Raw genomic sequence first — 9176 nt, 5'->3', positions numbered from 1 at the left:
CCGACCAGATTACCCGATCAGCCTTCCACATTCAAACAGCAAAACCAGATCACCCCGACAACCCGCCGGGTCAATCCGCCTGTCCTGCTGGAGATGGGCAGTGGGGCGAACCGTTCATGTCCGCCGCCGATGAGTGGCTTATAGGGGACAGGCCGCTCGGATGTCAACGGCGGGGGTCATACGTTTGTCGTAAAATCCCCCGCCTTGTGGATGGATTCGCCCGGCGTTCCGACATGGCGTTGAGTTCGTTTGGCTTTGCGCTCGCATCATTGTGAGCGCGCCCCAAAAAGTGGGCAGGGAGTTGCCTGCTCCCCTGGCGGGGCACTGGCGTAGCGGGAGGCGCGGCAGCCATCTGCCGGCCCCAAAGCGCCTGCCTTGCGCTGGCGCAGGCGCCGCCTCACCATGGTGCAATGACAGACATTGTCGACGCCCCGACACGTAGCCGAATGATGCGCGGCATCAGGGGCAGCAATACGCGGCCGGAACTGCTGTTACGTAAGGCGCTGCACGCCCGGGGGCTGCGCTACCGCTTGCATGACCGCAACCTGCCCGGCACGCCCGACCTGGTATTTCCGCGCTTTCGCGCTGTCGTGTTTGTGCATGGCTGTTTCTGGCACGGCCATGGCTGTCACATGTTTCGTTGGCCAGCCCAGAGGGCGGATTTCTGGCGCGACAAGATCGGTCGCAACCAGGATGTCGACGCCCGCGCGGTCAGGGCGCTCACCGCAACCGGCTGGCGCATCGGCGAAGTGTGGGAATGCGCCTTGCGAGGTCGCCTGCGCATGCAGCCAGACGTCCTCGCCGCGATCGTGGATGACTGGTTGCATGGCGCCGGCTCGCATCTGGAGATTCCAGACGAGATCGCTGAGGAGCTATGAGCAGCGTGGAGACGCCATGCCCAGGCACACTGGCCTGGCGCACTGGCCCGGCGCACTGGCTTTGGCGCGCTGGCTTTGGCGCCCACGGATGTGTCCGTCGCCACAGTCATTCCAGGAACGGGTCAAGGCCCGATCAGCAGCGGTCCGGCCACTGTGCCCGCAGGCGCACGGATACGGTTGCCTTACGTTAGGGCATGTCGCCAGCTTTATCAGGTGGATGACTCACGCGGCGCCATGCGCATGTGCTGTTCGTGGGCGCGGTCCGTTTCCGCCCTGTAGCGGCGCGGCTATCATGGCGGCCAGCCGGTTCTGCGGCCCATGCCCGCGATGCGCCTGTCGCTCGAGGGCGGTGGATTGGGCTCGTCGCGGCGCCGTCCATGCGACGGCACGGTAGCGACTGTGCATACACGGCAAAAGGAGAGCAAACGATGACCCAGGCGCAGCAGGACGTCCAGCACGCGGAGAACGCAGCAGCCCGGGAAGCCGGGGCGGCATTGGCGCGAAAAGCCGGCATTCAGCTGCGTGATCCATCGCTGCTCACCGACCGGGCCCTGGTAGCGGGCGAATGGGTTGCGGCGTCTATGGCAGACGCCATGCCCGTGGTGAACCCTGTCAACGGCGAACTGATCGCCGAGGTCCCCAATCTGGGGGCAGAACAGGCGCGGCGCGCTATCGCCGCCGCCCATATCGCCCAGCAGGAATGGGCCAGGCGGCCAGCCCGTGAGCGCGCGCGGATTTTGCGGGCCTGGTACGATCTGGTGATCGCCAATGCCGACGACCTTGCCCTGATCCTGACCAGGGAGCAGGGCAAGCCATTGGCCGAGGCGCGCGGTGAGATCGTCTCGAACGCCGCCTATCTCGAATGGTTTGGTGAGGAGGCCAAACGGGCCTACGGCGATATCGTGCCTGCCGCCGCTCCGGACCAGCGCATTATCGTGCTCAAACAGCCAGTTGGCGTGTGCGCCGCCATTACGCCGTGGAACTTTCCAAATGGCATGATCACCCGCAAGGTTGGACCGGCGCTTGCCGCGGGTTGCGCCATGGTTCTGAAGCCCGCGCAGCAGACGCCGCTATCGGCGCTTGCCCTTGCCGTGCTCGCCCTGCGCGCTGGCGTTCCGGCGGCGCTGTTTTCGGTGATCACTGGCGACGCTGAGCCGCTCGGACTGGAATTTTGCCACAACCCTTTGGTGGCCAAGATCTCATTCACCGGCTCGACCCGCGTGGGCCGATGGCTGCTGCGCGAGTGCAGCGACAGCGTCAAGCGGCTGTCGCTGGAACTGGGCGGCAATGCGCCGTTCATCGTGTTCGATGACGCCGACCTCGACGCCGCTGTGAGCGGGGCGATGGATTCCAAATTTCGCAATGCGGGCCAGACCTGCGTCTGCGCCAACCGCATCTATGTCCAGGCCGGGGTGGTCGAGGCGTTCGCGGCAAGGCTGGCGGAGCGGGCAGCACAATTGCGGCTTGGCGATGGGCTTGATCCCCAGACCGAACAGGGGCCGCTGATCAATGAGGCGGCGGTGGAAAAGGTCGAGGACCATATCGCCGATGCGCTCGGCAAGGGCGCGCGGCTGGTGACCGGCGGCAAACGTTCGGCCCTGGGCGCGACCTTCTTTGAGCCGACCGTGATCACAGGCGTCACCCAGGCGATGAAGGTGACGAAGGAAGAGACCTTTGCGCCGCTGGCTCCCATTGTCTCGTTCACCGAAGAGGCTGAGGTGATCGCCATGGCCAATGACAGCGAGTTCGGCCTCGCGGCCTATTTTTACTCGCGCGACATGGCGCGCATCTGGCGCGTCGCCGAGGCGCTGCAAAGCGGCATGGTGGGGGTGAACGCCGTGGCGCTGGCCAATGAAATGGCGCCGTTTGGCGGCGTCAAGCAGTCTGGCCTCGGCCGGGAGGGTTCCCGCTATGGCCTGGAAGAATATATGGAAATCAAATACATGCTGCTGGGCGGCGTGAGCGACTGACCGCATAGCGGCTGACATGGGGCAGGCTAGTGGCGAGCTTGCGTGGCGCTGGCTCTGCCAATGGGCCGTGAGGATGGCGGGTGGCCTGCTCCTTTGCCCTGTTGCGCCGGCGTGGCTCACGCTCGTGCCCGCGCCTTTCCCGTGGCTTGCCCGCTTTACCCTCCTCGCCGAAGGGCATGACTCATTGGAAGATGCCGAGGCCAGCGCACGGCTTGAGCTTGTCAGGTCGCAGATGCGTCGGCAGCTTCGCGCATTGGTATTATTTTCCAGTGGTGAGCTGGGTGCGGGGAAGCGCCCCTGGCTGCAGCGTCGCCACCTCGCCCGCACGAATGCCGGCCGAAAAGTCGGCGTCGTCTGGCAGGCTCTGGGCGAGCGCGCTGATTTTGGCGCGTCGCTTGACTTCGTCCAGCGGCAGCTGGGTGGTGATGAAGCCATGATCGTAGAGATAATCCGGCAGATAGCCTGAGAACAGGATGCGCCAGTCGAGCGTGGCGCCTGGGACCAGCGTGCGGGCCAGCCGGTAAACCACCGTGGTGCAATTGGCCCAGATGGTTTCGTACCAGGCGGGCTTGATCGCCAGCTCATTGCCGTAATTGAGATAGGACGTCAGCAAGGCGCGGCGGAAGCGGTCATCGGCATCCACCGGGAACAGCGACACCTGCTCCTTGCGATAATTGGTGCGCAATTTGACGATGTCGCGCTCATCCGCAGCGATGAGCACCATTTCGAATTCCTTGAAGAACCCACCGATCGACGAGAACTCCTCTCCCCGCTGCCGGCGAATTTCGGCGGAGAACACCAGACGCTCGCCATCGGCGAAACCGAAGCTGACAAGGGTGTGGGCGATGGCCGGGCTATCCCAGACGGAGGTGAACACGTCGAGATTGCGCAGGTCGGAGAAGCGGTAGTGGCGGGTCTCCCAGCGGGGTTCGCCCTCATGCTCGGTGCGCCAGGCGAAATTTCGCACGTTTTTCACGGTGATGTCGTCGCCCTGCACCTCGGCGACGACGCCGTGGGCGACGTCCGCCGCCCAGTCACGGTCGTTGGATGGGCGTATGCTGCCCCACCACAGGGCCAACGCCACGAAGATGGCCAGCCAGCTCGCCATCGCCACCAGCCTGCGTCGGGTGAACCACAGCGCCAGCACCACCAACATGGCCGCAAGCAGCGCGATGATCGTCGCCCACGTCCACGGCGCCGGGATCTGATAGCCCAGGGCCATGCCGCCCAATCCGGCCAGGATCAGCGCCGCGAGGCAAAATACGAGATGTGCGATAGCCCTGATGATCACTTATGCCCCTGACCCAACCGATCCCCACGACGATGCGCGGCGAATGGGCCAACCATAGTGTGGTTTGGTCCTGGGCGAAATCATCTGGACAAATGCAGTTGAGTCCGATCGCCGCTGACGCCAGCAAGTCAGGTGGGATCTGCTTCCGGCCGGGACATTGGGCGATTGTGCCTGGCGCCGGGCTGAAGCGCGCCAGCTTGCGGCCGAGGATCGCGGGACGAATGGCAAGCAGACGCCGCGCGTCAATGGGCTTGCCCCCTGGCGGCGACGGGCGATATCTGGCGGCAATTGCAGCTCTTCCGATCCGCCCTGCGGAGGTTCCGTTTGCCCGGAGCCGGATGCTGGCAGGCGCCTTGACTGCTGTGGGCATATCCGGACCTTCTGGCGTAACCGGCCAAAGGCTTCAGCTCAGCGCCATTTAAGCGCCAGAGTGCGCAGATCGCGTGATGCGCCCCAACGGACGGGAGCGACACACATCGTGACAACAGGGGAAACGCCATGATCAAGCTCACTTTTTGCCTCGTGCGCCTGCCGCATCTGTCGCGGGCCGAATTTCAGCGTTATTGGCGCGAGCATCATGCGCCGCTGGTTCGCTCCCACGCCGGGTCTCTGCGCCTGCGCCGCTACGTGCAAAGCCACACGCTGCCCGAAGACGCCGCGCCCTGGCTGACCGCAGCGCGGGGCGGCCCAGATGGCTTTGATGGCGTCGCCGAACTGTGGTGGGACAGCATGGCCGATTTTACGCATCGTTCGCCTGAAGCTGCAGCGGCGGGAGCAGCGCTGCTGGCCGATGAGAAGACGTTCATCGATCTGGCGCGGTCGCCCCTGTTTATCACCGAGGAGTTTGAGGTGGTGAACGACAGCCGCTGACCGCGCCGTGTTGCACGGGGCAGACGCGAGGGTCGCCGCTTTTGGTGACCGGGACGGGGCAAATAAGGGCGAACTGACAACCGGCCCCGATCTGGACGCAGGTCCGCGTAGCGACGGGCCGCCAGCGCTCGCCCTTCCCTGCTCCCGCAACCCAAACATATCCTCTCAGCCTGACCCTGGTCGCAAGCCGTACTATCTGCGGGGCGCGTCAATTGCAGTGGTCGCGCCCGGCGTCAGTCGTTGAAGGAAGGCGCTCGCCACCTGCAGGATGGCGGGCGGATCCTTGCAACAGTGCGATCGTTGGGAGAATGCGGTAGCGGCCATTCTCTGCCTACGCTTTCAAGCCGCGCGCACCTGGAGAGACTTCCCATCAAACGGCCTTGTCAGATCGATCAGGATTCGCCCCTGATGGAGTGGGGAGCATGCGCCTGCCCTGAAACAAAGGACCAGACTCTGGCAGGCCGAAATACATGACGAGGCGATATTACACAAGCCGCCTGGAAGATTAAAAAATATCAATAAAGATGAATGGCGCCAAATTACGGACATATATACTTTTCCGACATTCGATCATCATTTAAACTTTTTTTCAAAGGGTGCTCGCGCCGGTAATCGACCGGTGAAAGGATCGCGCCATGCTCAGGACACCAGCCCTGCGTCGGCCACAACACCTGATGCGCAGCTTGCTTCTGATACTGCCTGCCATGAGCGGATGCGCCGCAGATGCCGGCGGCGCCCGGTCGGTGAGGTCAACGGTAGCGGCGCTCGAGACATCGCCCCGCCTTGGGGCGGGCGACCAGTTGCGCATCGTCGTCTATGGCGAAGACCGGATTAGTGGGCCGGTGATGGTTGGCCAGGATGGCGTCATCGCCTTGCCGCTGGCCGGCCAGATCCGGGTTGTAGACCTCACCCCGGCTGAGGCTGAGAAGGCGATCGCCGCCCGTCTGAAGGGACCGCTAGTCAGCCCGCGGGTGACGGTCACGGTGACTGCGTGGCGACCAATTTACGTGACAGGTGAGGTTGAGCGGGCCGGCGAATATCCATGGCGGCCGGGCCTCAACCTGATGAGCGCCGTCGCCATGGCCGGCGGCGCCACCCGACGCGCCAGCACCAGAGAAATATTGGTGCAGCGCCAGGGCAAGGGGCCCCTCGTCCCTCACTCCTTCTCTCCGGAAACGCACGTGTCGCCGGGCGACTTACTGAAAATGCCAGAACGCCTGTTCTGAGCGAAACGCCGCGACGCCTGTTACGCCATCGCCGGGGGCGCGACGCCATTCAGCGGCGGCTGAACTGGACGCAAAACAGTTAGCAAAACAGCCATTATCGCCAAATATTCCGCGCACGGTGCAAATAGTCGAAAAGCATAGCGTCGGTATATTTACTTTATTTTGACATGTCGATCCGCCAGCTGGCAAGTGTTATTTACACAAGAATCAGATTGACTCAAACACTTCAATGCTGATTATTAAACATCACCTAAACATCCCGAGCATGCCTGACTTCAGGATTATGGCAGATGCCACATGGCCACGCCCACCCCCGGCTGCCGTGCGCCTTGCTGCGCGATATCAGTAGCCCATCGTCGAGAAAGTCGCGGCGGACACTGGCGCGGCAGGCGGGGCTGATGCTGTCGCCCTTATATGTTGTGACCATGGACAATTCGCTGGCCCGGGCTGACGACAGTGTGTGGACGCCTTCACCAGACCATGCGAGCGCCGGCTCCGCGCTTACGGCTTTCTTGCCCTGGGGATCGCTGGCTGGTATGGACACCGTCGCCTTCCGACCTGCAGCGCCCCGCGCTGCTGCGCAGCGAACCTCCAGCGAAGCACTCGCCACACAACCACTCAAGGCGCAGTGGGCGGACCAGGCCCCGCGTCGCCCACTCGGGCGCGGCCCAACGCCGACGATCGCGTGGCGCAATTGGGACATGTTCGCCAGCGTCACCGTGAGCGGCGCCGGCCTCACCGGCAGCCGTGAGCGCCGCCCGGCCACACGGTCATCCACGAGCGCGACGGTGACGCCGGCTATCCGGCTCCAGCACCTGAACAGATCATCAACATTCGCAGCATATGGCGAGGTGAGCGCCTCCGGGTCGGGCAAAGGAGCAAGGCGCGGTCCGGGATATCTCGCCGCGATCGACTGGCGGCAGGATTTTCCTGACCAGTTGCAGTTCCGGGCGAGCGCCTTCAAGGGCAGGCGCGCCGCCACGTGGCATCTGTCCGGCATGGCTCGCCGGACAGACATGGCGATAGATGAGCTCTTTGGGCCCTGCCCCATCTCGGGAGGCAGTTGCGACTTCTCTGGAGGGGCGCTGCACGCAGCCGCAAGGCAAGGCGACATCCGGCTGGAGGCCCGCGCGACGGCATTGGCCATGCGCTGGGGCGACGGGGACCTGGGAATGGCCACTGGAATGGCCACGGGGATGGCCACGGGAATGGCCAAGTCAAGCGCAGCCTTTGTCAACGCTGGCCTCCGCGCCAGCTGGGAGCGATCGCATCGCTTCGCCCCGTTTCTGAAGGGCGCGGTGCAATGGCGACGCATTGACGGGAGCCGCCAGGGCGTGCGGCGACTGGTTGGCGGCGTCCGGGCGCCTGCGATCGGGCTGTTCAGCGGAGCTGTGTTCGCGGGTGTCGAGACCCCAACACGCGGACCTCTCCTGCCAGCCCTTGGGGGGGAACTGGTGTGGAGCCCACGCCGCAACCTGGAACTGGGCCTCAGGGGCGAAACTGGCTCTGCGGCGAAGTCATCTGCAGGGACGCTGTTTGCATTACCAGCTGATGCTGGGCGCCACGACCAGGCCAGGCGCCGCTTGCAGGGCGGCCTGTTTGTGCACTGGTCGCCAGGCCCGACCTGGCGTGTCGATCTGGGCGCCAATTGGGTGAGTGAGCGCTGGCTCGAGCGGCCTGCAACTGTCGCCGCCAGCCCTGAAACATTGGTTGTCAGAGCGGCGCCAGGCTCGCGGCGGGAACGGGCGCGATCGGCCAGCGGCCGCCTCACATGGGCGTTCTCTGATGGCTGGGAGGCGCAACTGAATGTGGCCGCCGCCTATACGTCCCGCACTGGCAGGCGCTCAAAGCGGGACATCGTCGCTGCGATAAGTTTGCGCAAGGATGTCGGCCGATGACCTCTGTGGCGACGTCCCCCGCCCAGGATCGGACCGAGCCTGTGCGTGCACCAGGGCGACGCGTCAGCACAGGCGGGGCGACATTTCAGGACCTGCGACTTTTTCGGACCCCTCCGGGGTTTCGGGGACGCTCACCTGTCATCGTCGCCCTGTGGCGCGTCACCCAAGGCAGCCTGTTCGCCTGGTCGCCCCCCCCGCTGCACGGGTGGCGCAGAGGCCTGTTACGGCTGTTTGGCGCATATGTGGGCCGGGACGTGCGTATCCTGCCTTCTGCGCGCATCGCTTATCCCTGGAAGCTGCACATCGGCGACTACGCGTGGATTGGCATAGACGCGGTCATTTACAATCTGTCGCCCGTGCACATTGGCGCCCATGCGGTGATCTCGCAGCGCAACTATATTTGCGCCGCCGGCCATGCCGTCGACAGGGCGGATTTTGCCTATGTGACGGGGCCCGTGATCATTGGCGACCAGGCGTGGGTCGCCATGGACGCGCTTGTCGCCCCAGGCGTGACCATCGGCGCAGGCGCGGTGCTCGGCGCGCGCTCATCGGCCTTCAGGGATATCGCCGCCGGCATGATTGCTACCGGCAGCCCCGCGCGTGCGCGCCGACGAAGGCCGGCGGGCGCCTGAGTGGGATCCTGCCAGGCCCACTTGCCGGCTGCGACGCGTTGCGCATGGAGCCCAAGGCAAACCGCAGCACACATTCAAGCATGAGTCAGTCATGGCCTGGAGGGGGAGCCCGACACCATGAGGCCTGACGCGAGTTCCGCCGCGCTACCTGTGCGCCATATGGTCATCGGCCCCATGCCGCCGCCTGCACATGGCTACGCCCTTGCCATCCTGGGGCTTGTGCACATGATGCAGGAGTCTGGGGTGGAGCCGCGGGTGGTTGATCTGGCCGCTCCTGGTCGCTTCATCCTCTACCATGCGGGTCGCCTGAAACGCGTACTCGCCGCGGCATGGGCCCTGACGCTTGAAAGGCGACCGCGTGGGGAGGCGGTTCGGGTGCACCTGGGCTGCGACGGCGGCTATGGCTTGCTT

At 64.6% G+C, this 9176-nt stretch carries 6 protein-coding genes and 1 pseudogene; 6 read left to right on the top strand and 1 reads right to left on the bottom strand.

Features of this window, described 5'->3' with window-relative positions:
• Positions 1-410: 410 nt before the first annotated feature.
• Positions 411-878 (top strand): very short patch repair endonuclease, encoded by a 468-nt coding sequence (locus tag AC6A67_RS00415; protein ID WP_498034542.1) that lies wholly within the window; start codon positions 411-413, stop codon positions 876-878.
• 428 nt (positions 879-1306) lie between these two features.
• Positions 1307-2848 (top strand): NAD-dependent succinate-semialdehyde dehydrogenase, encoded by a 1542-nt coding sequence (locus AC6A67_RS00410; protein ID WP_498034541.1) that lies wholly within the window; start codon positions 1307-1309, stop codon positions 2846-2848.
• A 259-nt stretch (positions 2849-3107) separates the two neighbouring features.
• Here the strand turns inward: AC6A67_RS00410 and AC6A67_RS00405 are convergent, their stop codons facing one another.
• Positions 3108-4139, bottom strand: coding sequence for an Lnb N-terminal periplasmic domain-containing protein (locus AC6A67_RS00405; protein ID WP_498034540.1), 1032 nt, complete (start codon positions 4137-4139; stop codon positions 3108-3110).
• A gap of 498 nt (positions 4140-4637) precedes the next feature.
• Here AC6A67_RS00405 and AC6A67_RS00400 point away from each other — a divergent pair, with 498 nt between their 5' ends.
• The 4 genes and pseudogenes from AC6A67_RS00400 to AC6A67_RS00385 form a co-directional block, all read left to right on the top strand.
• Complete coding sequence (locus AC6A67_RS00400) at positions 4638-5009, top strand: EthD domain-containing protein (protein WP_498034539.1); 372 nt, start codon at positions 4638-4640, stop codon at positions 5007-5009.
• A 743-nt stretch (positions 5010-5752) separates the two neighbouring features.
• Positions 5753-6235, top strand: coding sequence for a polysaccharide biosynthesis/export family protein (locus AC6A67_RS00395; protein ID WP_498034538.1), 483 nt, complete (start codon positions 5753-5755; stop codon positions 6233-6235).
• Between the two features lie 1894 nt (positions 6236-8129).
• Positions 8130-8765, top strand: a complete 636-nt coding sequence (locus AC6A67_RS00390) for a WcaF family extracellular polysaccharide biosynthesis acetyltransferase (protein ID WP_498034537.1) — start codon at positions 8130-8132, stop codon at positions 8763-8765.
• A gap of 117 nt (positions 8766-8882) precedes the next feature.
• Positions 8883-9176: pseudogene (locus tag AC6A67_RS00385) on the top strand (hypothetical protein); the annotation flags it as partial.

Source organism: Camelimonas sp. FR25, assembly GCF_059740505.1.
The sequence above is the reverse complement of the archived record's forward strand: the minus strand, read 5'-3'. Positions and strand labels throughout refer to the sequence as shown.